Source organism: Arthrobacter sp. Hiyo1 (genome assembly GCF_001263615.2).
In the GTDB taxonomy this organism is placed as follows: Bacteria; Actinomycetota; Actinomycetes; order Actinomycetales; family Micrococcaceae; genus Arthrobacter.
Window position 1 is genome coordinate 599,794 of the sequence record NZ_DF952468.1, and the last position, 1,336, is coordinate 601,129.

Annotated in this window: 2 protein-coding genes; both read left to right on the forward strand. The window is 66.8% G+C overall.

From position 1 onward, the window contains the following. Window positions 1-490, forward strand: a 490-nt coding sequence (locus AHiyo1_RS02690) for a hypothetical protein (protein ID WP_059387529.1), incomplete at its 5' end; no start/stop codon positions are given. A 95-nt stretch (window positions 491-585) separates the two neighbouring features. Continuing rightward, window positions 586-1,336 (forward strand): cysteine desulfurase family protein (locus AHiyo1_RS02695; protein ID WP_113990558.1); only part of this gene is annotated, 751 nt, incomplete at its 3' end.

Here is a 1,336-nt window from a genome sequence, read left to right on the forward strand (position 1 = left end):
CCGCGACGGACTCCTGAGTGTTGAGTTCCGCAAGCTCGGCGGCAAGGTCGGTCCGGGTTCCGGGCGCCCGGCGAAGCTGTATTCACCTGTCGTTGAAGAGATCGGCGCCTCGGTTCCGGAGCGCCACTATGACCTCGCCGGTGAAGTGATGGCTTCTGCCATCCAGAACCTGATGGCGAAGGGTGGTTCCCCCCGCGAAGTGCTCCTCGAAACCGCCTACGCCCGCGGCCGCGAGGCCGGCAGTGCGGAGCCGCATTTCGAAGATGTCCTGGCAAGCTACGGTTACAGGCCGGAACCTGACGACGACGGCGGGTACTCCCTGGTCAATTGCCCGTTCCACCGGCTGGCCGAAAGCCACACGAGCGTCGTCTGCGCTATGAACGGCGCCTTCCTCAGCGGAGCGGCGGCCGTCTGCGGAATTGCCGAGGAGCGGATCGCCGACGACAACCGCGAAGGCCATTGCTGCGCCAAAATCCGTCCGGCATCCTGATCAGTCCGGCGGACTAGTCCCGATCGGAGAAGCGGCCCGTAAAGGCGTCTTCCGCCGCCGAAGCCCGGATCCGCCTGTCTCGATAGACTTGGGTAGTGCCTGTTTACCTGGACCATGCCGCCACCACGCCCCTTGCCGCCGTCGCCCTCACCGCCATGACCCGCGAGCTGGCACGGACCGGCAACCCCTCATCGTTGCACGCTTCCGGACGGCGTGCCCGGCGATCCGTCGAAGAGGCGCGGGAAGCTATTGCGGCTGCGGCCGGGGCGCATCCTTCCGAGCTCATCTTCACGTCCGGCGGCACCGAGGCAGACAATCTCGCCGTCAAGGGGATGTATTGGTCCCGCCACGACGAAGACGGCCGCCGCAAGCGGATCCTTTGCTCCGCCGTCGAGCATCACGCGGTGCAGGACACCGTCGAATGGCTGGAACGGCACGAAGGGGCCGAGGCTGTGTGGCTCCCCGTCGATTCCCAGGGCGTCGTGCGGCTGGACGCTGTACGGGCGGAGATCGAGCGTGATCCGGGATCGGTAGCCCTGGTCACCGTCATGTGGGCGAATAACGAGGTGGGCAGCATCCAGCCTGTCAAGGAGATCGCGGAAATCGCTGCCGCCCACGGCATCCCCGTGCACTCGGACGCAGTCCAGGCTTTCGGCTCGATTCCGCTGGGCTTCCGCGAATCCGGACTCGCCGCGATGTCGGTCTCAAGCCACAAAATCGGCGGCCCCGTGGGCGTGGGTGCCCTGTTCCTGGGGCGGTCCACCAAGGTCACCCCTGTCCAGCACGGGGGAGGGCAGGAGCGCGACGTCCGCTCGGGAACGTTGGACACGGCGTCGATCGCGGCAT